Below are 22,561 nucleotides of genomic sequence, written 5' to 3' on the forward strand. Positions count from 1 at the left end.
CTCGCCTGCAAGGGTAGGGGCGCGCGGTTTGGGCGAGTGGCGGGAGGCGAAACGTAGAATGTCGTTCTCCCTGCCTAGCAGTGGATTCTGCGTAGTGGAAGGTTGTTGAATTGCGCGTGCGGCGAGTGCGGCAGATTGGTGCCGCGGTGATAACGATGGGGTTAATTAGTGGCCTCTTGTTTCAGCCGCAGCCGGTATCGGAAATGCCGGGAGGAACCGGCATTTCGGCGGTCGCACATGCGGCATCGCGGAGCAGCGACCTTCACATCGATCTCAAGGAATCCGTGGGTGAAGAATGGTTCCAGGATATTGGGGACCGTGAACTTGAGCTGCTATTGATTAAAGATGTACGCATTAATGACTTGCCGCAGCTCAACGTGCCGCAGTTATTGCGCGATAATCCGGATAGTTTTATCCCGATGGCGAAGAAAACCACCTCTGATGGGGAAGCAACTTTCAAGGGCGTAGAACCTGGTGTGTATCTCCTCAACGTGGCCGATAACCAGGGCTCTAAAGACTCCCGGGTATCGTATGCGCCATTCGTCATCGCCGTATCAGGTGACGGTAAGGCGCATAATATCGAGCTCAAGGCGCAAGTCCTTAATGCAGAAATTCATCCGCGGACATCGTGTAGCGTCGCCGGAGGTCGTTTTGCGGTCGCAGCTGGCGGCCGGATTGTCTACGAGATTTCCGGGTCCGCGCCGAATGTTAGCGCTGAAGGAGAAATTAAGCGCTATGAAGTGACTACCACAGTGTCGGTAGGTCATAAAGCAGAAAGCCTTGCGGTGGACTCGGTGCGAATCGTGGGCGCAGGTAAGCAGATCGAGCTATCCGCAGACCAGTACCGCGTAGAAAACACCGGGCCCACGGTGAAACTAGCTTTTAAGGATTCCGCGCTACAACAATTGGCAGATCTTCGTAGCCTAGATCCTTCAACTGTGGTGAAAGCCAGCATCTCAGTTCGTGCAGAGGCTGATGCAGTGGGCGAGCTTAGCGCCACTACAACGATTCTTACGGACGGCATGGACGCGGAACGGCGTCCGGTTGAGGTATCCGATGCCGCGAGTCTGCCCGTAGTGGCATATTCGGAGTGCATGAAAGGTACGGATTCGACGACACCTGCCGTCCCATCTGGAGGGCAGTCGCTTCCTTCTTCGGCCCCAGGTTCCTCGTCGGATGCTGGATCCGGTGAACCTGAAGCGAATGGTTTCCCGCCCCCTCCATCGGAAGATGGGCACCAGGGAGCCTTATCTGCCGCAGAAGGCGATCCAGATTCTTCCCAAAAAGATGGCAAGCATGGCAAAATTCTAGGCAGTTTGGCATCTACCGGTGCATCAGTGATCGGCATCGTCGCACTAGGAGTAGTACTCATCCTTGGAGGCCTCATTGTGCTTGCGCGGCGGCGAAAAGATGACGAAGATTCCAATCAGCACGTTGGACCAGAGGGAGGCAACTCGTGACCGCGACCGTTGAAAAGCCGTTGCCCGCTGAGAACAAAAAGAAAAAGAAGAGCAACGCGGTTTCCATCATTGCGCTCATTCTCGGCGCACTCTTGCTGCTATATCCGGTGGTGTCTACTTTGGCCAACCACAATAAGCTGATGCGGCAGACCGAAGCTTATAGCGGAAAGGTCGAAGATCTAAGTCAAGAGGAAAAAGACCGCCAACTTGCCCGCGCACGCGAATATAACGAGCGTCTGCTGGCTGAAGGCCCGCACGCTCGTCCGCCGGTGGATAGCGATCCAGGCATGGAAGACTATATGTCCCAATTGAATATTGACGGTCCTACCGACATGATTGCCCGCATTCGCATTCCGCGCATCAATGTGGATTTGCCCGTCTTCCACACCACTGCGCCGAAGGTGCTTTACGATGGCGCCGGGCACATGTATGGCTCCACGCTTCCGGTTGGCGGTGATGGAACGAATGCGGTGATCTCTGCCCACACGGGCATGGTCAATGCGGCGATGTTTGATGAGCTTCCGCGTTTGCAAGAAGGCGATGAGATTTTCATCGAGGTTATGGGGGAGCGCCTCCGGTACAAAATGACCGGCAGGGAAGTGGTCAAGCCTGAAGCTTATGACGCGGTGACGTATGAGCCCGGCCACGATAAGCTCACTCTGATTACGTGTACTCCCTATGGCCTTAATACCGATAGGTTGCTTGTTCACGCGGAACGCGTACCGCTGGAGCCAGGGAACCCAGAGCCTGATACCGCTGGATTTGGCTGGTCATGGTGGATGATTCTGGTCATCGCGATCATCTTGCTCACCGTGCTTATTATCCTGTGGAAGAACTACCGGCGGCGCAAGAAGAAAAAGCAGCAGGAAGCTCAACAAGCATCTGCCGAAGGCGAACTCTAAAATTCCGCGCATCGTGGATAGTGGGGTGGAGCTGATAGACTTTAGTATCTAATTGATAGCGAAGAGAGGCTGTTCATGGCACGTTTTATTGACCGCGTCGTCTTGCACTTGCAGGCTGGCGACGGTGGGCATGGCTGCGTGTCTGTCCACCGTGAGAAATTCAAGCCTCTGGGTGGACCGGATGGCGGCAATGGCGGCCACGGTGGCGACATCATCTTGGAGGTCTCGGAGCAGATCCATACCTTGATGGACTTCCACTACCGGCCGCATATTAAGGCCGAGCGCGGTGGCAACGGCGCTGGCGATATGCGCAATGGCGCGCGCGGTGAGGACCTGATTTTGGAGGTTCCCGCGGGTACGGTCGTACGCACGGAAAAGGGCGAGACCCTGGCGGATCTCACCGTGCCGGGCACGCGTTTCGTCGCGGCTGAGGGCGGTTTCGGTGGCCTGGGCAACGCGGCGCTGGCGTCCAAGAACCGCAAAGCACCGGGCTTTGCGCTGCAGGGCGAGCCGGGCCAGGCCCACGATCTGGTACTCGAGCTGAAATCCATGGCGGATGTGGGGCTCGTGGGCTTTCCTTCGGCGGGCAAGTCCTCGTTGATTTCGGTGCTCTCTGCTGCCAAGCCGAAGATCGGTGATTACCCGTTTACCACCCTGCAGCCTAACTTGGGCGTGGTGGATATGGGCGATAGCTCCTTTACCATTGCTGATGTTCCAGGCCTTATTCCCGGCGCTGCCGATGGCAAGGGCTTGGGGCTGGACTTCCTGCGCCACATTGAGCGCACGGCCGTGCTGGCCCACGTCGTTGATACCGCGTCCATCGAGCCGGGCCGCGATCCGGAATCCGATATTGAGGCGTTGGAAAATGAGCTGGCCAAGTACCAGGAGGCGCTAGAAAGCGATACCGGCTTGGGCGACCTGCGCGAGCGCCCGCGCGTCATCATCCTGAATAAGGCGGATGTCCCGGAGGCGGAAGAACTGGCGGAGTTCGTCAAGGATGACCTGAAGGAGAAGTTTGGCTGGCCGGTGTTTATCATTTCTGCGGCGGCGCGCAAGGGCTTGGACCCGCTGAAATTCAAGCTCATGGAGATGGTCACCGAGCACCACAAGGCACAGCCTAAGCCGAAGCGGGATGCTTCCCATACTGTTATCCACCCCAAGGCCCAGGCGCATAAGAAGAATACCGGCAGCTTCGCGGACTTTAATGTGCGACCGGATCCAGAGGTGCAGGGCGGATTCATCGTGGAAGGCGAAAAGATCGAGCGCTGGATTACCCAGACCGACTTTGAAAACGATGAGGCCGTGGGCTACTTGGCAGACCGCCTGGCCAAGGCCGGCGTGGAAGACGAGCTGCACAAGCAAGGCGCGGTGGAAGGCTGCCCCGTGACCATTGGCGGGATTACCTTCGAGTGGGAGCCGATGACCGGCGGCGATCCCACCATGGCCAGCCGCGGCGAGGATGCCCGCCTGAAGGGCACCAACCGCGTCTCCGCGGCGGAGCGCAAGCGCGCCTCCCAGGCCCGGCGTGGCTTGGTCGATGAATTCGACTACGGCGACGAGGAAGAGGTCACCCGCGAGGGCGCCAACCGCGACCGCTGGCAGGGTTAGCCACCGCGCGAGTGGGGAAGTGGGGCCTCGTCCGCTGGGGCGAGTGCCCCCACCCCGGGCATAATGTGCTGCGCACATGGGGGAAATACGCCCCAATGAAGGGGACTCGTGCCGGAAGCTTTGTACACTATTGAGTTATGTCTTCTGATCAACAGAAAGAGCCCATTCTTCCGCTCCCCGTAGAGCCTTTTGATGGCCCTACCGCTGATACCCCGTTCCCTGAAGCCCTCGATGAAAACCCGATAGCCTCTGGGTTTGAATCCGAATTGCGCAACTCTATCGCTGAGGCCAAGCGCGTCGTTGTCAAGATTGGTTCCTCGTCGCTCACGGATGATAACTTCCGCGTCTCGCAGGAAAAGATCGATCACATCGTGGATGCCGTCCACGCGCGCATGGGGCGCTCCGATGTCATCATCGTTTCCTCCGGTGCGGTTGCCGCCGGCATGGGCCCGCTCGGCCTGCACCAGCGCCCCACCGACCTGGCTACCAAGCAGGCCTCGGCGTCTGTGGGCCAGGTGCACCTGGCCTATGAGTGGGGCCGCTCCTTTGCGCGTTACCAGCGCACCATCGGTCAGGTGCTGCTCACGGCTTCCGATGCCGGGCACCGCGACCGCGCCCGCAACGCGCAGCGCACCATTGATCGCCTGCGCCAGCTGCGCACCATTCCCATCGTGAACGAAAACGACGCCGTGGCTACCTCTGAGATGCACTTTGGCGATAACGACCGCCTGTCGGCCTTGGTCGCCAACTTGGTGGGCGCGGACGCGCTCTTCTTGTTCTCTGACGTCGATGGCCTCTATGACAAGAACCCAGCCGAGCCGGATGCGAAGTTCATCGATGAGGTGCGCACCGGTAAGGATCTCAAGGGCGTTGTTGCCGGCGATGGCGGCAAGGTCGGCACCGGCGGCATGGCCACGAAGGTCTCCGCCGCCCGCCTGGCTACCCGCGGCGGCATTCCAGTGCTGCTCACCTCTACCGATAATATTGGGCCCGCGCTTTCCGATGCCTCCGTGGGCACCGTCTTCCACACCCGCGAGGAACGCCAGCTTTCGGCCTGGAAGTTCTGGGCACTCTACTGCGCCGATACCGGTGGAGCCGTCCGCCTGGATGAGGGCGCGAAGGAAGCCGTGACCAAGGGTGGTACCTCCTTGCTCGCCGTGGGCATTACGGATGTCCGCGGTGAATTCAACAAGGGCGAGATCATCGATATCTTGGGCCCGAAGGGCGAGGTTATCGGCCGCGGCGAGGTCCGCTTCGATTCCGAGGAATTGAACGCCATCAAGGGCATGCAGATGAGCGAGCTGCCAGAAGATAAGCGCCGCTCCGTCGTGCACGCGGATTACCTGTCTAACTTCGCCTCGCGCATCTAGCCGCGTGCCGTACGCTGGTCCCATGAAGTATTTTATGGGACCAGAAACCTGGCAGCCGATGGTCGATGACTTAAGCGCTGCCGGCCACGAGCGCGTAGAGAACCTCGAAGACGCAGAGGTCTATGTCAATACCACACCCAGCCCGCGCCGCATCCCAGAGATGCCGGACAATATCGGCTGGGTGCAACATTGTTTTACTGGCGTCAACCAACTTATCGATGCCGGATTGATTACCCCCGAGGGATTGCCGTGGTGCAATTCCGCCGGCGCCTTTGCTAAGCCTGTGGCCGAATGCGCCCTGGGCCTGCTGCTCTCCCAGGCGCACCAGCACAAGGCCTTTGCGCAGGCCGGCACGTGGTCGGTGGCCAAGGAGCTGGATGAGGCGCAGGAGTGGATTTATGACCAGCAGGGGCCGAAGAAGGTGGCGATTTTGGGCGCTGGGGGCATCGGCAAGCAGCTCATTGCCTTGCTGCAGCCCTTTGGGGCGCACATCACCGCCGTGAATCGCTCTGGGCGCCCGGTAGAGGGCGCCGATGAGGTGGTGGCCATGGATGACGCCGCGCACGTGTGGAGCGAGGCAGACGTCATTTTCTGCATCCTCCCCGCTACGGCAGAAACGGAGGGGCTAATCGATGCCGGAAAGTTCCGCGCCATGAAGTCGTCCGCTCTGTTTATCAACGTCGGCCGCGGCAGCACCGTGGTCACGGATGATTTGGTGGATGCCTTGCGCGAGGGCGAGATTGCAGGTGCGGGCTTGGAGGTCGTGGACCCAGAGCCGCTTCCCGATGACCACCCGCTGCTCTCCCTGCCCAATTGCACTATGACCCCGCATATCGGGGCGACAAAGCACGTGGCGCAGTATCACATGGGCGATATTTTCAACGCCAACGCCGCCGCGTGGGAGAAGGGCGAGCCCATGCCCACCCAGGTGGACCCAGAGGCGGGATACTAGAAAAATCAAAAGCCACGGACAGCGATGGCTGGGTGCGTCGTGTGTGTACCGAAGAAAGGACGTACCGCCCACTGTCCGTGGCAAGTGAAAATAAAAGTTCAACTCGTTGAACTACTGCTAAACTAACACTAATCCAAGGACGACGCAAGCACGATTATGAAGATGGTGGATATGCACCTAGAAGAACTGCCTACCCGCAGCCAGGACTACCTGAAAGTTCTGTGGGACTTATCGGAGCACTCCGGTGGCGCCCCGGTTGCGCTGAAGGATGTGGCGGGGCGCCTGGAGCAAAAGGTGCCCACCGCCTCCGAGGCGATTAAGAAGCTCGCCGCCCAAGGGCTGGTGGAGCACGAGCGCTATCAGGGCGTCTCATTGAGCCCTGCGGGCCGTAAGCTGGCGATGCAGATGGTGCGCCGCCACCGCCTATTAGAAACCTTCTTGGTAGAGACCCTGGACTATTCCTGGGACGAGGTGCACGAGGACGCTGACCGCCTCGAGCACGCCTGCTCCGATCGCTTTATCGGCCGCATCGATGCGCTGCTGGGATCCCCCGACCGCGACCCACACGGCGATCCCATTCCCGATATTGGCGGCGGGATCGAGGATCTTGGCACGCTCACGCTCGCCAGCGCCCCGCTCGATGCGCCCGTGACCGTGGAGCGCGTCTGCGATGAGGATCCAGGCCTGCTGCGCTACCTCGACCGCTTTGGGGTAGAGCTGGGCAACGAGCTGCGCGTCAGCGATAGCGTGGCCGGCCTGTTGACGGTGCAGACCGAAAGCGGCGAGATGTCGCTGGCGGAGGTGGCCGCCCGCGAGATCACAGTCCGCCTGGCCTCGTCTAATTAACGCGACGCAGCACTGCGTTGCTGCGTCGCGCCGTGTGACGCCGTGCAGCGCCGTGCAGCGCCGCACGTTAGGAAATCGCCTTATAGGCCGTCATGCTGGCGAGGTAGAACACGCCGGCCACAATGGCGATGGTGCCGCCGGCCGAAAGGCTCAAGTGTGCGGCGATAAAAAGCCCGGCAACCGCGATGGTGATGCCAATGATGCCCGCCCCGATAAGCAGCGCCTCCGGGCGCGATACCCACGGGCGCAGGCCCGCGGCCGGGGCCACGAGCAGGGCAATGGACAAGATGGTGCCGACGGCGGGGATGACGGCGGCCATCGTCAAGCAGATAAGGCCGAGCGTCAGGGCATCGTAAAGCCCGCTATGCGGGGACGTGGTGGGGTCGAAATACGCCTGAAAGAGGCGGCGCCGGCAGGCTAGTACCGCAAGCAAACAGATAATGACCAGGCCGGCTGCGACGGCGACATCGCGGTGGTTGACCGTGGTAAGCGAGCCCACCAGGAAGCTATCGACGTGCAGCGGCAGCGGCTGGAACCAACGCAGTAGCAAGATGCCCAGCGCAAAGCCCAGGGTCAGCGTGGTGCCCGCCGCGGCGGTGGAGGATACGCCGTGCACCTTGCCCAGGTAATGCATGAAAACCGCCAGCGGAATGCAGACCGCCACGGAGCCGAGCATGAGTCCATCGCTCAAGTTGGCGCCCAGCGCATTGGCCACGACGACGCCGAGGACTGCGCCGGGAAAGGTGCCGTGGGAGAGGCTCTCAGCAAAAAAGACGCGGTTGCCCAGCACCATGAGCGTGCCCACCAGCCCGGAGAGGCAGCCCACCGCGATGGCCTCGAGGAATGGCAATGTTAAGACACCCATATGCGCCTGCCTAAAAGTGCGAGCGGAACGGTCAGGGACAGCGACAGCGCGACGATGGCTTGCGGGGAAATCTGGTGGGAGGTCACCGAAAGCATGAGCCACAGGCCCACGCATACGGCGACTACCGCGCCCACCAGCGCCCACAGGAGCATCTGCAGTGGGGTGCTAGCCAGGACGCGCCCGACCAGGCCAGGTACCACCACGAAACCCAGAACGAGCAATACACCAATGGCGGAGCTCGCGGCGACGACGATTAGGCCCACCGCTACGTTGGCAGTGACATCGATTACCCCCACGCGGATGCCGGTGGCGCGCGCGGATTCGCGGTCAAAGGCGACGGCTACTTGCGAGCGCCAGGTGGCCAGGATGAGCAGGGCGGCAACCACGCACAAGATGATCGAGGGGATCATGCGGTCAGTGGTGATATCGAGCAAGCGGCCAAACATAAGGGCCTCCAGCTGGCCAGAGCGATCCCCCACGGCGAGGCTGATGACCACGCCGATGCCATACATCAAGGTCAGTACCACCGCGGTGCCGGATTCATGGTCGTGGCCATCGCTGCCGGAATTCAGGCGCGCCAAAATGAGCACGGCGACACCCGCGGCGACGGCGGCACCGGGCAAGATGCCGGGAAAACCCGCCACGGCCAGGCCAATGACGATGCCCGGGAATACCGAGTGGACTAGCGCCTCGACGCTAAATTCCATGCGGCGCAGGTTGACTACCACGCTGACCACCGCGCCGGTTAAGGCCACGCACAGCAAGAATAGCGCGGCGCGCTGCATATAGGGAGCAGTAAGCAGAAGCGTCACATGTCCCCCTGTAATACCGACGTGGCCTCCAGGTAGCGCTCGACTGCATCCTCGGTATCGAGGACCTCGCTGTGGCCGTCCACGATGAGCATGCCGGCATCGCAAGCGCGCTGCGCCAAAATGGGATCGTGGGTAGAAATGAGCAGGGCAACCCCGCTTTCCTTAAGCTTGGCGATGATCCCTAAAAGCACCTGCCTGCTGTCTTGGTCCAGGCCATTGAAGGGCTCGTCCATGAGCACCAAGTCCGGGTGGGCGGCCAGCGCGCGGGCGATAAAGATGCGTTGGCGCTGCCCGCCCGAGAGCTTATCCCAGCGGGTCTTCGCCTTATCCGCCATGCCGACGAGCTCTAGCGCTTGGTCGATCTGCGGGCGCAGGCGGCGCATGCTGCCCATGCGCTCCCACCACGAGGCCTTATTGAGCAGGCCCATTTCCACGACCCGGCCGGCGGTGACGGGAAAGGTGGGATCGCAGGTGTGGTGCTGGGGAACATAGCCCAGCGTCGCCGTGCGCTGATGCTCGCCGCGCAGCGTAGCAAGGCCGGCGATGGCCTTTAAGAGAGTGGATTTACCAGCACCATTAGCCCCCAGCAGCGCGATGGCCTCACCTTCGTGGATGGTCAAGGAGACATCGTCCACGATGGTGGTGGTGCCATAGCCGCAGGAGGCATGGGAAAGCTCTAAAAGCGGTGCACTCATCGTGCGTTATCCAGGCTTTCTGGCAGATCGGCCGCTTCACCGTCCCAGGCATCTACCAAGGTGGTGACGTTGTGGATGATGGAGCCGATGTAGGTGGCGCCGTCGCTATTCGGCACGCCCAAGGAGTCGCCGTACAGGGCGTCATCATCCATAATGGCCTTGACGCCTGCGGCGCGGGCGATGGCCTCGATGGACTTAGAGTTATTGGAGTTTTCCGCGAAGATGGCCTTGGCGCCGGAATCGCGAACCTCCTTAGCGGCATCCTCGATGTGCGAGGAGGTGGCGTCCTGCTGGTTATTGAAGTCCGTGAGCGCGGAGCCGATGAACTTCACGTCATAGTCGTTGGAGAAGTAGCCAAAGGCATCGTGCGAAGTAAACAGCACGCGGTCCTGCTCGGGGACGGTCTCCAGGGACTCGGTGACCCACTTATCCAGCTCGTCGAGCTGCTTGGTGTACTTTTCGCCGACTTCCTTCACGGATGGCTCCTTATCGGCCAAGGCATCCACGATGTTTTCTACCTGGATCTTGGCGTTCTTGGGGGAGGTCCATACGTGCGGGTCGTGGGTGAATTCTGGTTCCTCGCCGTCCTCACCGGGGAAAGGCCACTCGCGCAGGTCTACCTTGTGCTTGGAGTTGTCATCGCCGGCGGTGACGATGGTCTCGCCGTCAAAGCCGGAAGACTCCACGGCGTTATCGAGGAAGTGCTCGAGATCGACGCCGTTTTTAAAGAGGAAGTCCGCATCCGCCATGGCACTCATCTGCTGCGGGGTCATCTCGTGCTCGTGCGCGCTGGCATTCGGCGCCAACAGGCAGGTGAGATCGAGGGTGGTATCGCCATCGCCCTCGGTGGTTTCCTTGCCGCTGGAATCCACCTTGTGGAGCGTCATGCCACCCTGGGCAATCTGGGTGAGGTAATCGCAGATCTGCGTGGTGGTGGCAACGGCCTTGATGGTCTGATCGTCGCCCGAACCGGAGCCCGCGTCGGAACCGTTGCCGCCGTCGTTCGTGCTGCAGGCGGCGAGGGCGACCCCGCTCAGGGTCAGCATCAGGCCCAGCTTGGCCACGTTCTTTTTCATGAGTGCTCCTTATTTCAGTGTGAAACTTATCAAGCAAAGAATAAACATACCCAAGTAACTATTTCAAGGAATTGAACAATTGGATTTGTAGTTGTGAGCTTTACCGCACTCTCGGGTGCGGGTAGAGGGGGTGGTTTTCTCTGCGTGGCCTGCCTAATTTAGGCAAAGCGTGAGGTACACGGCGGGCGGCTGAAAAACTCGGGCGGGTACGTTACTCTGGTATGACATGAGCAACACTGAACGCGACGAAGTTCTGTCCAAAGCCCGTGCTGCTAAGGATGTTGTGCCCGTCGTGGCGCAGCTGTCCACGCCGCGCAAGAATGAAATCTTGCAGCGCGCAGCCGAAAATCTCATTGCCCACACCGATGACATCCTTGCTGCCAACCAGCAGGATATTGAGGCCGGCCGCGAACGCGGCATGTCCGATTCCCTGATTGACCGCCTGACCTTGGACGCCGCCCGTGTTGAGGGCATTGCCGATGGCCTGCGCCAGGTCGCTGGCCTGCAAGATCCAGTAGGCGAGATCCTGCAGGGCCGCACCATGGATAACGGCATCCAGATGAAGCAGGTGCGCGTCCCGCTCGGCGTGATGGGCATGGTGTACGAGGCCCGCCCGAACGTCACCGTCGATGCCTTTGGCCTGGCGCTGAAGTCCGGCAATGTGCCGCTGCTGCGCGGTTCCAAGTCCGCGCGCAACTCCAATACCAAGCTGGTGGAGCTCCTGCAGGATACCCTCGCGGAGTTCGATCTGCCGCGCGAGGTGGTTCAGCTCCTGCCGTGCGAGACCCACGATTCCGTCCAGGACTTGATTACCGCGCGTGGCCTGGTGGACTTGGTCATCCCGCGCGGCGGCGCCAAGCTCATCGAGGCCGTGGTTACCGGCGCTACCGTTCCGGCCATTGAGACCGGTACCGGCAACTGCCACTTCTACATCGACGCTTCGGCCGATATGGACAAGGCCATCGACATGGTCATCAACGGCAAGACCCGCCGCACCTCGGTCTGCAACTCTACGGAGTGCGTGCTTATCGATGCCGCGCTTGATGATGCCACCAAGCTGCGCATCGTCCGCGCCCTTCAGGATGCAGACGTCACCGTCCACGGCGACGTGGACGAGCTTGAGGGCTTCGGCGCCACGGACGTCGTCCAAGCCACCGAGGAGGACTGGCGCGAAGAGTCGCTGTCCATGGATATCTGCGCCAAGGTAGTGGACGGCGTCGACGGTGCCATCGCGCACATCGCGGAATTTACCACCGGCCACACCGAGGGCATTGCGGCCCAGGATGCCGACGTCTTGGTTAAGTTCGGCAACGAGGTCGATGCCGCGGCTGTCATGCTGAACGCCTCCACCGCGTTTACCGATGGCGAGGTCTACGGCATGGGTGCAGAAATCGGCATTTCCACCCAGAAGCTGCACGCCCGCGGCCCAATGGCCCTGCCGGAGCTGACCTCTTCCAAGTGGGTCCTCCAAGGCACCGGTCACGTACGCCCATAAGAACGTGCGCCTTTTCTCTCGCTCTCGCGCCGCCGCTGGTTTCGTAACTATCGCCGCCACGGCGGCGCTTGGCGCGTCTATGCTCGCCCCTGTCGCGGCGGCGGGGCAGCCCCACCCACAGGCCGAAACCTGCCCCGATTACGTCTTCCTTGCCGCGCGCGGCTCGGACCAAAACGAGGAGCACGGCGAGTACTTCGGCCCGCAGCGCTACTCGGAACAGGGCGCGGAATCCAATGGCTATGAAGGCCCCAACCTTGCCGCGCTCTTCCACTTGGTAGAACAACGCCACCCCGGTGCGATGGATAATGCCTACGTGCTGGCGCTGGATGCGGATGCGTATCCCGCCTCGATGAACCTGCCACCGCTGGCCCAAGAGGGTGAAAACCTGCGCCCACTGCAGCTGATGCGTCGCCTGGGCGGAGTGCTGCTGGAACACCCCTTACACGAGCTGATTTATCAGGTCACCATTGGCCTTGTGCAGAGCCTGCGCAGCGGCATGAACAATGCGCCGCGCGTGGTGGAGCAGTACGAAGAGGAAACGGGCTGCAGCCCGCGCTATATCACCGCCGGGTATTCGCAGGGAGCGATTATCGCCACCAGCGCGGAGCGCTACCTCGCGTCCCAGGACAAGCTCGCCGGGGCAATCTACCTGGGCAATCCCCTGCGGCGTCCAGGCGGCATGGCCGGTCCGATCCCGCGGATCTTCGTGCCGCGCAGCGCCGCACTGCCGGCCGATCGCCGCATCGATTACTGCCTTGCCGGCGACTTCGTCTGCGATCTCAACCTACGCAACGCCAAGGAGGCCTTGGCCACAAAGGCCGCTCACCACGCCTCGTATTTCCGCGATAGCCAGGGTGATGCGGCAGTGGAGCAGGATAATGCGCGGGTGGCCGATACCGTGGCTGGCTGGCTTAACTCCCCGGCAGGGTAGCGGCTATACTCTCCAGCCATGACTAATTCCCAGCGTATTGGGATCATGGGCGGCACCTTTGATCCAATCCACAATGGCCACCTGGTCGCCGCTAGCGAGGCGGCGCACCGCTTTGCCCTCGATACCGTAGTCTTCGTTCCCACCGGCCAGCCGTGGCAGAAATCCTCCCGCGAGGTCACCGCCGCGGAGCACCGGTATTTGATGACCATGGTTGCTACGGCTTCCAACCCGCGCTTTACCGTCTCCCGCGTGGACATCGACCGCAAGGGCCCTACCTATACCATCGATACCCTGCGCGATCTGCGCGAGCTTTTCCCGGGCGCCGAGTTCTACTTCATTACCGGTGCGGATTCCCTACAATCCATCATGAGCTGGCATAACTGGGAAGAGATGCTGGATATGGCGCACTTCGTGGGCGTCACGCGCCCGGGCTACGAGCTGAGTACGGACATGCTGCCGGCCGGCTCGCGGGAGGATATCAACCTTATCGATATCCCCGCCATGGCCATTTCTTCCACGGATTGCCGCGAGCGCGCCGCCCAAAACCGCCCGGTGTGGTACCTGGTTCCAGATGGGGTGGTGCAATACATCACCAAAAATAATCTCTACTCGGCGCAGCCGGATAAACCTTTATAGTTCAAGTTTGGGCACAATCGCGGCGAACGTGCAAGAATAGACAGCTAAAAGACACTTCCTCACCAGACGCGAAAAGGGAATTTTTATACATTGTCTATTTCTGATCTCGCCCGCCGCATGGCGGCAACCGCGGCGCACGCCGCACAGGACAAGCTAGCAAGCAATATCGCGGCAATCGATGTCTCCGATGTCCTCGCCATCACCGAGGTTTTCGTGCTGGCTTCTGCCGATAATGAGCGCCAGGTCGGCTCCATCGTGGATGAGGTGGAGGACCAGATGACGGCCCAGGGCTTCGAGCCGCAGCGCCGCGAGGGCAACCGTGAAAACCGTTGGGTGCTTCTGGATTATGGCAATATCGTCATCCACGTGCAGCGCACGGACCAGCGCGAGCACTACGGCCTCGACCGCCTCTACCACGATTGCCCCTTGGTGGAGATCGAGGGCATTGAGCCTCCCGAGCGCCCCGGCGATTGGACCAATGGCGTTAATCCGCGCACCGTGGATTCCATTGATGAGCTGCCATTGGCGCAAAAGGCCCCTGGCGAGGACGAGGAGCTTTAACCCCACCATGAGCCGCCGCCTGATTCTGATCCGCCACGGACAAACCACCTACAATGCCTCCGGCCGCATGCAGGGCCACTTGGACACTGAGCTTTCCGATGTCGGCTATGAACAGGCCCGCGCCGCCGCGCGCCTGCTCCGGGATCAGGGCGTGGTAAAAATCGTCGCCTCCGATTTGCAGCGCGCGCGAGAAACCGCGCGGGTGGTGGCAGAATCGCTCGGTTTGGACTTTTCTACGGATCCTCGCCTGCGCGAGACGAATCTGGGGCAGTGGCAGGGCAAGAGCTCTGCTGAAGTGGATGCGGAATTTCCTGGTGCCCGCGCCATCTGGCGGCACGACCCCACCTGGGCCCCGCCAGAAGGCGAGTCCCGCGTGGATGTGGCTCAGCGCGCGCGCCCGGTCATCGACGAGCTCATGCAAGAATTTTCCGGCTGGGAAGACGGTGCCGTGCTTATCGTCGCCCACGGTGGTGCCATTTCCGCGCTCACGTGCCACCTTTTGGGCTTGGACCATGCCCAATACGGTATTTTATCCGGCCTGAAAAATACCCACTGGTCGCAGCTGACCGCCCGCCCGGATTTCAATCCGGCAACCCCCGTGACCTCGCTGGAATTTACGCCGGAGACAGTGGCGAGCGCTCAGTGGTACTTCGATGGCTGGAATATGGGTGGCGAGGTCACCGGTGATGGAGGGGCAGATACCTAGTGACCGTTCGCGTCATTACTGACTCCGCGGCCAGCCTGCCCCCAGAGATTGCTGCAGAACTCGATATCACCGTCATTGACCTGCACGTGATGGATAGCGAGGACAAGGGCGGAAAACTGCGCACCACCTCGGGCCTGTCCTCTCTCGAATTGGCCGCGGCCTACGGCAGGGAAATGGAAAAGGCGCAGGATGATGGCGTGATCGCCATCCACCTGTCCAAGGAGCTTTCATCTACGTGGTCGGCGGCGGTGGCTGCGGCAGGGGTTTTTCCTGATACGGTGCGCGTTATCGATTCCGGCTCGGCCGGCATGGTCATGGGCGCGGCGGCGATGGCGGCTGCTACCAAGGCGGCACAGGGCGCGGCGCTGGAAGAATGCCACGCGGCGGCGCTCGACAGCATCGAACGCGCGGCTACCTGGGTGTACCTACATTCCATGGAGGATATGCGCCGCTCAGGCCGCATGTCTGCCGCCACCGCCATGTTGTCCACCGCGCTTTTAGCCACCAAGCCGATTATGTCCATCGTGGACGGCAAGCTGGAATTGGTGGGGAAAACCCGCACGCAGACCAAGGCCTTTACCAAGGTGGTAGAGATCATCGCCGCCCGCGCCGCCGGGGAGCCCGCATTCATCGCCATTCAGCACAACCAGGCCGGCGAGGCGGCGGACAAGCTGCAGGGCCTCTTGCGCGACGCCCTGCCAGAGGGCACGTCCTTTATCACCACGCCCTTAACCGAGGTACTCGCCGTGCACGCTGGTCCCTCCGCCATCGGGGTTTCTGCGGTATTTAGCTCCTAGTCCCTCGCACGCACGCGCGAAGCTGGCCGGCCTGTGGGCCCCTGATTGTGGATAACCGCCCCGCCTCAGCCCGTTTGGTTGCGTCCCGCAACGACTTATCCACAGCGCCTCCGCCCACATCCCCGCACCGCACGCGGGGGCTTCCTAGCCTGTGAGCTATGGCGTCTCCCAAAATCAGCGAACGACTCCGCGAATTTACCCAACCCACCGGCGAGGAAGAACTCCTCCGCGTCGATTACCCGCGCCCGCGCGTGCGCATCAGCCGCTGGCAGGCGTGCGCGGTAGCCATCATGGTGGTGGGCGTCATTATTTGGCTGGGCCTGAGCTCCCGTAATTCGGATGAGTCCGGCATGCCCGAGCCCGCAGCGATGGGCAGTACCACCGCCGAGCCCAGCGCGGAGGCGAGCGAAATCGTCGTATCCGTCGTCGGCGAGGTTGCAGCGCCCGGCCTGAAGACCCTCGAGCCCGGCGCCCGCGTCGCCGATGCCCTCGCCGCAGCCACACCCCTGCCGGAGGCGGAGACCATGACGCTCAACCAAGCGCAGCGGCTTGCCGATGGCCAGCAGCTCCACATCCTGCCCCAAGGTGCTCCGCCAGACCCCGCGCTTGCCGATGCCCCCACCGCCGCACCCGCCGGCGGCGATAAAGTCAGCCTTAATTCCGCGACCGCCGCCGATCTCATGGATCTCAACGGGGTAGGGGAGGTCACCGCGGAAGCCATCGTCTCCTTCCGCGAAGAGCGCGGGGGATTTAAGGACGTCGAGGAACTCCTCGAGGTCAGCGGGATTGGGCCTGCCAAGTTTGCCAAGCTCAAAGATGACGTGCAGCTGTAGGCAGAAGAGGCCACGCCGCGATGAAAGAACTCCGTCTGCTGCCCGGCGCCCTGACCGCATGGGTGGCGGTCATCGCGGTGCTGGTTTTCGGGCAGGGGTGGGCCGTGGCGTGCATCGGCAGTGTCGTAGGAATATGCCTGCTCGCTCGGCACTGGGGCCAAGCTATTTTTTGCGGCGTGCTCGCCAGCGCCGCCGCCTTCGTTGCAGCGGTGCGGCAGGCGCGAGCGGCCGCCTTCGATTTCGGCCGCGAGATTACCGGCCGCGTGGTCACCGCGCCGACCCAAACGAGCACCGGCGGTTGGTTCATCCGGCTCGATGTCCCAGGCTACCCCGCGCAGCTTCCGGTATTTAGCCCCGAACCACTGAGCGCACCCGCCGGAACGCAGGTCACGGCCGCGGTACAGCTTTCCGAGTCCGACCAACCCGGAGTGGGAACCGTGATAGCCAACGCCTCCCACCTGCGTATCGATGCGCCGCCTTCGGGCCTGGCCGGCTGGGCCGCGCGGGTGGCCGATAACTTCCGCGCGGTCGTACTAGAGGCGGTAGGCCCGAGCAGCCAGGGGCTTATCCCAGGCATGGTGCTTGGCGATACCTCCCTGCAAAGCCCCGCCGAGCGCGATCTCTACATCGATACCGGGCTATCGCACCTCAGCGCAGTGTCTGGTGCCAATGTGGCCATCGTTTGTTCCTTTGCCGCCATCGTCTGCGCCGCCTGCGCGGCCGGCCCGCGCACTAGGGTGGCGGTCTCGCTGGCCGCGCTAGCCACCTATGTCATCTTGGTGGGCCTTGAACCGTCGGTGCAGCGCGCAGCCGTCGCCGGGGTAGTAGGCCTGCTCGCGGTGCTGCACTCTTCCACCATGGAACCCATCCACGCGCTCAGCCTCGGCATCCTCACCCTCCTTTTCGTGGATTCGGACCTCGCGGTGCATTTTGGCTTCGCGCTATCGTGCGCGGCGACCTTCGGCATCGTCATGCTAAGCCCGCTTATTTATTCCCATCTAGCGGTCACCGGCTGGCCCGCCATCTTTCTGCGCGCTATCGCGGTGGCGATTGCCGCCGATATCCTCACTCTGCCGCTTATCGCCCTCATGTCCGGCGAGGTATCCGTCGTCTCGGTCCTCGCCAATGTCCTAGTAGCGCCCGCCACCGCACCCATTACCGTGGTGGGGCTGCTCGCGGCCATCGCCGCGCAGCTAGGCCCCTTGAGCATTATCGCCGCGGGATTATTGAAACTCATCGAACCCGCGGCGTGGTGGATTAATACCATCGCCCACGGCGTGGCCAGCCTGCCCGTGGTCACCATTACCGCCCACCCGCTCTTTACGCTCCTCGCGTACGGATGGGTCATCGCCGGGCTGCTCTATCACCGGCCGTGGCTGACCTTGGCGGGGGTTATCGCTTGTCTGGGTGTGTTTGCCGCCTAGCGCTAAAATGATGGGCATGCCTCCCGTACACCTCATTCTCGGCGACGATGAATTCCTCACCGAACGCGCCCGCCACACCATCCACAAGGTCGCGGCCGAAGGCGAGGCCACCCGCCCCGAAATGATGACGCTGAAGGCCTCCGAGGTATCCGAGGGCGAAATCTTAGAGGCCACCAGCCCATCGCTGTTTGGCGATAATCGCGTCATCGTCATCACGGACTGCGAACGCGCCGGGAAAGAGGTAGTCGATATCATCCTGCGCGCCTGCGCCAATCCCGCGCCGGGCATGACCATGGTGGTGGTCTATTCCGTGGCCGCGAAGACGCTGAAGAAAAAGAAGAAGGCGCCCGAGCTGGTGGCGAAGCTGCGCAAGATTGCGGAGGTGCACGAGGTCTTTTCGCTCTACCCCAATGAGCTAGGCCAGTGGGCCACCCGCGAGTTCGCCTCCCACGGCGTTCGCCCCACCCCGGATGTCGTGCACGCGGTTCTCGACGGCGTCGGCTCCGACCTCCGCGAGCTTGCCTCCGCCATCTCCCAGCTCGTGGCCGATACCGGTGGCAATGTCACGCAGGAAGCGGTGCGTAATTACTACGTCGGCGTGGCCGAGGTAGCCAACTGGGACATTGCCGATGCCGCCGTCGCCGGCCGCGTCGAGGCCGCCGTTTCCACCTGCCGACGCGCCCTCCAGCTCGGCGCCAGCCCCGTGGCCATCGCCGCGGCCTTGGCCAATAAGGTAGGCGCCATCGCGCGCCTATATTCCGCCCGCGGGGACCAGTACACACTTTCCAGCCAAACAGGGCTTGCCCCGTATGTGGTGAAAATGACCCAGCCGGTGGCCAGGCGCTGGACTGCCGATGACATCACCGCCGCCGTCATCCTCGTCTCCGAACTGGACGCCGCCGTTAAAGGCCAAGGTGGTGAGCCCGAATTCGCCGTTGAGGCGGCCGTAAAACGAATCGCGGAATTGGCACGTTAAGCTAGAGTCCATGTCTGAGGAACAAGTGCAAGAATTCGCCGGTCGGCTCTTTGACATGGCGCGGGAGGGAAACCCGGATCTCCTGAATTACATTGACCAGGGCGTCAATATCAATCTGGTCAACCAAGAAGGCCAGTCTTTTCTCATGCTTGCCGCATACCACGGCCACGCGAATCTCGTCACCGCGCTAGCAAGTGCCGGCGCCGACGTGAACTTGCTCAATGATCGCGGCCAATCACCCCTGGCAGGGGCGATCTTCAAAAAAGAAGACGCGGTTGTCGATGCCCTCCTAAACGCCGGCGCTTCCGCCACCGCCGGCCAGCCAACCGCCATCGATTCGGCCCGCATGTTTGGCCGCGAGGATCTGCTCGGTCGCCTGGAAGGCGAGTCCGCGCAGTGAGCTGGACTTCCTTTTTCACCATCCTCCTGATGAATCTGGTGGGCGTGGCCTCACCGGGCCCGGATATCATCCTGGTCACCCGCTATGCCACCAAGTCGCGCCGCCATGCCATCGCTGCGGCCGCGGGCATTCAAATCGGCGTGTTCTTCTGGTGCGGTGCCACGGTCTTTGGCGCAGCCGCCCTCCTGACCGCCTTCCCCGGAATCTTAGGCGCGGTCCAGGCCATCGGCGGCAGCTTCCTCGTCTTCATGGGATGGCGGGCGCTGCGCAGCGGCCTCGAACAGCGCACCAACCCGCCCGTTGATCTGGAGGATGCCGAGGCCAAGCTGGGCCGGCTGCGCCACTCCTTCAAGATGGGGCTGGCAACGAACCTGTCGAACCCGAAGATCGTGCTCTTCCTCGCCGCCATGATCGCTCCGCAGCTGCCGGCATCCCCACCGCTGTGGCTGGCCATCGCGCTGACCCTGGCGCTGGCGCTCTCGGCCTTCGCTTTCTTCCTCGTGGTGGCCATGGTGATTTCTACGAATGCGGTGCGCCGCAAGCTCATCGCCGCGGGCCCGTGGATCGATATTGGATCGGGCCTGTTCTTCATCATCGCCGGCCTCGCGCTCGTGGTCGCCGGAGTGCAGCAGCTCGTGACCTAAAGCCCAGGCAGGGCTTCAGTTTCGCCTTCTGCCACCACATCCAGCGCCCACTGGATCCACCGCGCCACCGTCGAGGCCCGCCGCCTCGCCGTGCCAGCGCCTAGGCCGAGACCTTCTATCGCCGCCGCGATCTCGTGCGTCTCGGCCACCTTCCCGCGCCGCAGGCTTATCTCCAGCGCCTGCCGGAATACCCGCCGCGCCGCCAACGCGCGCAGGAGGGCAGCGTTGCGCCCATCGCGCCGGGGCTGTGCGATGGCCTTTTCGCCGCGAGGGGTGAGCTGATAGTGACCATCGGCAAGCTCCAGCAGCCCGAGGTAGCACGCCGCATTGGCGTAATAGTCTGCCTGGCGCAGATGGAAGTCGTATACCTCAGCGATTTCCTCCTTGCTCATCGGCTGTTGCGCAATGAGTTCCACCAGGTTGACCACGCGCTCAAAACTATTGGCTTGCGGGAAAGGAATCCCCACCGGTTCCGGTTCGGTATCGACGGAGGCAATGATGCCCAGCGCATCCTCCACGCTGAGGTGCGAAGCGCTCAAGGCGTAGCGGGCGTGGTCTACCAGCGCGATGCTGCGAAAATCCGCGGGATCACTGAAATCGTACCGATACAGGTGGAAGATGCCATTCGAGTAGACCAAAAACACGGGCACCACGGCTTTAGATAGCCACTGCTGGAAGCGCCGGTACGGAAAATACAATTGCCGGATATTGAAATCTTCGGAGATGTGATTTTTCGCCTCCACCAGCACCAAATGCTCGAGCGATTCGAAGCCGCCGTCGATTTCCATTTGCGCGCGGTCGACCTTGACTGTCAGCCCCAGATCCGGCACTGGAATCGTCATTTCCAGCGACGACATGCGCCCGGCGACGGTGGCCTGCAATGGTTCGCATCCCAAGAAGTGCTCGAGCATGCCGCTTGCCGATGCCACATTCAACGCCATCGATTCCGAGTTCACGCTTTCGATATCGAGGGTGTCAAGGCCCGCGGGCATGTCCAACGTGCGCACAGAACTCGGCCCGGCGTGGGTCGGGTCCGGGAACCGTTCGTACAGGTCCAACGGCCCAACGAAGTATTCGCTGCGGCTAACCGGAAGGATCCCAAGCCCCAATTCCTTGAAAATCCACGGCCGCGAGGTAGAAAAGTCGTGCTTGGCCATCAGCCGCGGCTCCCGGCCGGAAAGCTCCTTTAGCTCTTTGGCCGTGAGGTAGAAGTACCCTTTTTCTTCCAGCTGCTCGCCACACCCCGAGGCTAGAATGCGCAGCCATCCCCAATCATCGAGGCCAAGCTTTTCGCCCTCAGGGACACCGAACAGCGCGCGAAGCTCCCGCTGTTCCTGTGCGCTCGGTGCTTTACTCATGGCCCACCTCGTAGTTGCGCACGAGCACTTCATCTACTTTGCCGCGGCGCGATCCCACGGAATTGATGGCGCGGGTGGCCGCCACGGTGTCGATGGAAAAATCCGCGTAGAGCTCGCGGATGAACTCCGTGGCGGAATTGGACAGGAGGAACTTCACCCCGCGGGCATCGAGATCATCGCACACCGCCTTCAAGCGCTCTTGCTCCGCGCGGTCAAAACCGCCTTTTTGATAACCGGTAAAGGAACTGGTGACGTTGACCGGGTCATAGGGCGGATCGAAATAGACAAAGTCTCCTTCACCAGCACCTGCCACCGCCGCGGCGAAATCGCCCTGCGTGAAGGTAATGTCATTGTCCCGAAAATACTGGTGGACCCCGCGCAGCGTATCCGCATCACAAATTGTGGGGTTCTTATAACGACCAAAAGGCGCATTGAATTGCCCCGCGGAATTTACCCGGTATAGGCCGTTATAGCAGGTTTTATTTAGATACAGCGTCCGCGCGGCGCGCTCGGTGGCAGAAAGCGCCGCGAACCGGTCCGCATCCCGGTCCACCGCGCGCAGCTGGTAGAAAAAATCCGCGTCGTTCGGATAGGTCGAAACCAGGCTGATGAGCTCGTCGACGCCTTCGCGCACTACCTCATATAAATTAATCAGCTCCGAGTTGAGGTCATTGACCCGCGCAGAGGCCGGGGTGAGCGAAAATAAAACCGCGCCGCCGCCGATGAAGGGTTCATAATAACGCCGCGGCGTCCCAGCGGGCAGGGCGGCGTGAATATGCGGTAAGAGCTGGCGTTTCCCGCCGGCCCATTTCACCAGAGGCTTGACGTTGTTCATTGGTGACTTATCTTAGCCGCCCCCGCAGACACGAACTCCATCGCCCTTTCGAACATATTAGCCCATAAAGGTGTACTTCGGCGTGCTGAAGAGTATCGGCCTGCATGGGGAGAGCTGCCTGGGCCCTGCTTCCGGCGCTAGCACCCGCTCGCGGGAGAAGCCCAGCGCCCCTGCCTTCCTGTGCCGCGCGTCCTGCGTGCTCACATGTGCCGGCGCTTCGGCGCAAAATATCCCTGCGGTTGACTGTCTACGGGCCGAGAATTCCGCGTTGACATGCGGGAACCTCAGAGCTTTGCGGTGGTTAGGGAAGCCTACCAAGGGGCGGTTTTTCTTGGCGGGGAGAATGACTATAAGGTGAAGAAAAATCCCATGTTTAAGG

Annotated in this window: 23 protein-coding genes; 17 read left to right on the forward strand and 6 right to left on the reverse strand. The window is 61.8% G+C overall.

Annotated features, from left to right (window positions below; translation table 11 throughout):
- Positions 1-176 precede the first annotated feature (176 nt).
- The 6 genes from ACP8KU_RS02735 (at position 177) to ACP8KU_RS02760 (ending at position 7,138) form a co-directional block, all read left to right on the forward strand.
- Complete coding sequence (locus ACP8KU_RS02735) at positions 177-1,460, forward strand: LPXTG cell wall anchor domain-containing protein (RefSeq protein WP_484483935.1); 1,284 nt, start codon at positions 177-179, stop codon at positions 1,458-1,460.
- Entirely contained in the window at positions 1,457-2,362 is a 906-nt protein-coding gene (locus ACP8KU_RS02740; protein WP_484483936.1) for a class C sortase, read from the forward strand. The genes ACP8KU_RS02735 and ACP8KU_RS02740 overlap by 4 nt, the downstream gene beginning before the upstream one ends.
- 75 nt (positions 2,363-2,437) lie before the next feature.
- On the forward strand, positions 2,438-3,970 hold the full coding sequence (gene obgE / locus ACP8KU_RS02745; protein WP_005277958.1) for a GTPase ObgE: 1,533 nt from the start codon (positions 2,438-2,440) through the stop codon (positions 3,968-3,970).
- A 137-nt stretch (positions 3,971-4,107) separates the two neighbouring features.
- Complete coding sequence (gene proB, locus ACP8KU_RS02750) at positions 4,108-5,340, forward strand: glutamate 5-kinase (RefSeq protein WP_005277962.1); 1,233 nt, start codon at positions 4,108-4,110, stop codon at positions 5,338-5,340.
- Positions 5,341-5,362: 22 nt separating this feature from the next.
- Positions 5,363-6,292, forward strand: a complete 930-nt coding sequence (locus ACP8KU_RS02755; protein WP_284623211.1) for a D-isomer specific 2-hydroxyacid dehydrogenase family protein — start codon at positions 5,363-5,365, stop codon at positions 6,290-6,292.
- 156 nt (positions 6,293-6,448) lie between these two features.
- The gene (locus ACP8KU_RS02760) at positions 6,449-7,138 is read left to right on the forward strand and encodes a metal-dependent transcriptional regulator (RefSeq protein ID WP_484483937.1); all 690 of its coding nucleotides are present in this window, start codon (positions 6,449-6,451) and stop codon (positions 7,136-7,138) included.
- A 67-nt stretch (positions 7,139-7,205) separates the two neighbouring features.
- On the opposite strand, the gene ACP8KU_RS02765 is transcribed toward ACP8KU_RS02760, so the two are convergent.
- From ACP8KU_RS02765 to ACP8KU_RS02780, 4 genes are read right to left on the reverse strand one after another with little or no spacing between them, the layout of a single operon-like run.
- Positions 7,206-8,003: a metal ABC transporter permease gene (locus ACP8KU_RS02765; protein ID WP_484483938.1), complete on the reverse strand. Its 798-nt coding sequence runs from the start codon at positions 8,001-8,003 to the stop codon at positions 7,206-7,208.
- Positions 7,991-8,815 (reverse strand): metal ABC transporter permease, encoded by an 825-nt coding sequence (locus ACP8KU_RS02770; RefSeq protein ID WP_484483939.1) that lies wholly within the window; start codon positions 8,813-8,815, stop codon positions 7,991-7,993. The genes ACP8KU_RS02765 and ACP8KU_RS02770 overlap by 13 nt, the downstream gene beginning before the upstream one ends.
- Positions 8,812-9,510 carry a metal ABC transporter ATP-binding protein gene (locus ACP8KU_RS02775; RefSeq protein WP_284623214.1) on the reverse strand — a complete coding sequence of 233 codons (699 nt, stop codon included), beginning with the start codon at positions 9,508-9,510 and terminating at the stop codon, positions 8,812-8,814. The genes ACP8KU_RS02770 and ACP8KU_RS02775 overlap by 4 nt, the downstream gene beginning before the upstream one ends.
- Complete coding sequence (locus tag ACP8KU_RS02780; protein WP_284624356.1) at positions 9,507-10,586, reverse strand: metal ABC transporter substrate-binding protein; 1,080 nt, start codon at positions 10,584-10,586, stop codon at positions 9,507-9,509. Before ACP8KU_RS02780 ends, ACP8KU_RS02775 begins: the two co-directional genes overlap by 4 nt.
- Before the next feature lie 226 nt (positions 10,587-10,812).
- Here ACP8KU_RS02780 and ACP8KU_RS02785 point away from each other — a divergent pair, with 226 nt between their 5' ends.
- The 11 genes from ACP8KU_RS02785 to ACP8KU_RS02835 all read left to right on the forward strand — a co-directional run bounded on the left by ACP8KU_RS02785 (position 10,813) and on the right by ACP8KU_RS02835 (position 19,989).
- Positions 10,813-12,081 (forward strand): glutamate-5-semialdehyde dehydrogenase, encoded by a 1,269-nt coding sequence (locus ACP8KU_RS02785; RefSeq protein ID WP_484483940.1) that lies wholly within the window; start codon positions 10,813-10,815, stop codon positions 12,079-12,081.
- Between the two features lie 4 nt (positions 12,082-12,085).
- Positions 12,086-13,012, forward strand: a complete 927-nt coding sequence (locus ACP8KU_RS02790) for a cutinase family protein (protein WP_484483941.1) — start codon at positions 12,086-12,088, stop codon at positions 13,010-13,012.
- Positions 13,013-13,030: 18 nt separating this feature from the next.
- Positions 13,031-13,648, forward strand: coding sequence for a nicotinate-nucleotide adenylyltransferase (nadD, locus tag ACP8KU_RS02795; RefSeq protein WP_005284339.1), 618 nt, complete (start codon positions 13,031-13,033; stop codon positions 13,646-13,648).
- Between the two features lie 117 nt (positions 13,649-13,765).
- On the forward strand, positions 13,766-14,209 hold the full coding sequence (gene rsfS / locus ACP8KU_RS02800; protein WP_005277990.1) for a ribosome silencing factor: 444 nt from the start codon (positions 13,766-13,768) through the stop codon (positions 14,207-14,209).
- 7 nt (positions 14,210-14,216) lie between these two features.
- On the forward strand, positions 14,217-14,915 hold the full coding sequence (locus ACP8KU_RS02805) for a histidine phosphatase family protein (protein WP_484483942.1): 699 nt from the start codon (positions 14,217-14,219) through the stop codon (positions 14,913-14,915).
- The gene (locus tag ACP8KU_RS02810) at positions 14,915-15,712 is read left to right on the forward strand and encodes a DegV family protein (RefSeq protein WP_237792450.1); all 798 of its coding nucleotides are present in this window, start codon (positions 14,915-14,917) and stop codon (positions 15,710-15,712) included. The genes ACP8KU_RS02805 and ACP8KU_RS02810 overlap by 1 nt, the downstream gene beginning before the upstream one ends.
- Positions 15,713-15,870: 158 nt before the next feature.
- On the forward strand, positions 15,871-16,545 hold the full coding sequence (locus ACP8KU_RS02815; protein WP_484483943.1) for a ComEA family DNA-binding protein: 675 nt from the start codon (positions 15,871-15,873) through the stop codon (positions 16,543-16,545).
- Positions 16,546-16,565: 20 nt separating this feature from the next.
- Positions 16,566-17,969, forward strand: a complete 1,404-nt coding sequence (locus ACP8KU_RS02820) for a ComEC/Rec2 family competence protein (protein WP_484483944.1) — start codon at positions 16,566-16,568, stop codon at positions 17,967-17,969.
- Between the two features lie 7 nt (positions 17,970-17,976).
- Positions 17,977-18,945: a DNA polymerase III subunit delta gene (holA, locus tag ACP8KU_RS02825; protein WP_484483945.1), complete on the forward strand. Its 969-nt coding sequence runs from the start codon at positions 17,977-17,979 to the stop codon at positions 18,943-18,945.
- A 10-nt stretch (positions 18,946-18,955) separates the two neighbouring features.
- Positions 18,956-19,345 (forward strand): ankyrin repeat domain-containing protein, encoded by a 390-nt coding sequence (locus ACP8KU_RS02830; protein ID WP_284900379.1) that lies wholly within the window; start codon positions 18,956-18,958, stop codon positions 19,343-19,345.
- Positions 19,342-19,989: a LysE family translocator gene (locus ACP8KU_RS02835; protein ID WP_126319597.1), complete on the forward strand. Its 648-nt coding sequence runs from the start codon at positions 19,342-19,344 to the stop codon at positions 19,987-19,989. Before ACP8KU_RS02830 ends, ACP8KU_RS02835 begins: the two co-directional genes overlap by 4 nt.
- On the opposite strand, the gene ACP8KU_RS02840 is transcribed toward ACP8KU_RS02835, so the two are convergent.
- Positions 19,986-21,347, reverse strand: coding sequence for a type II restriction enzyme (locus ACP8KU_RS02840; RefSeq protein WP_484483946.1), 1,362 nt, complete (start codon positions 21,345-21,347; stop codon positions 19,986-19,988). The two genes, ACP8KU_RS02835 and ACP8KU_RS02840, sit on opposite strands and share 4 nt — an antisense overlap.
- Positions 21,340-22,182: a DNA adenine methylase gene (locus tag ACP8KU_RS02845; protein WP_126319593.1), complete on the reverse strand. Its 843-nt coding sequence runs from the start codon at positions 22,180-22,182 to the stop codon at positions 21,340-21,342. Before ACP8KU_RS02845 ends, ACP8KU_RS02840 begins: the two co-directional genes overlap by 8 nt.
- Positions 22,183-22,561: the final 379 nt, after the last annotated feature.

The sequence above is a fragment of the Corynebacterium sp. LaCa_282 genome, assembly GCF_057198125.1.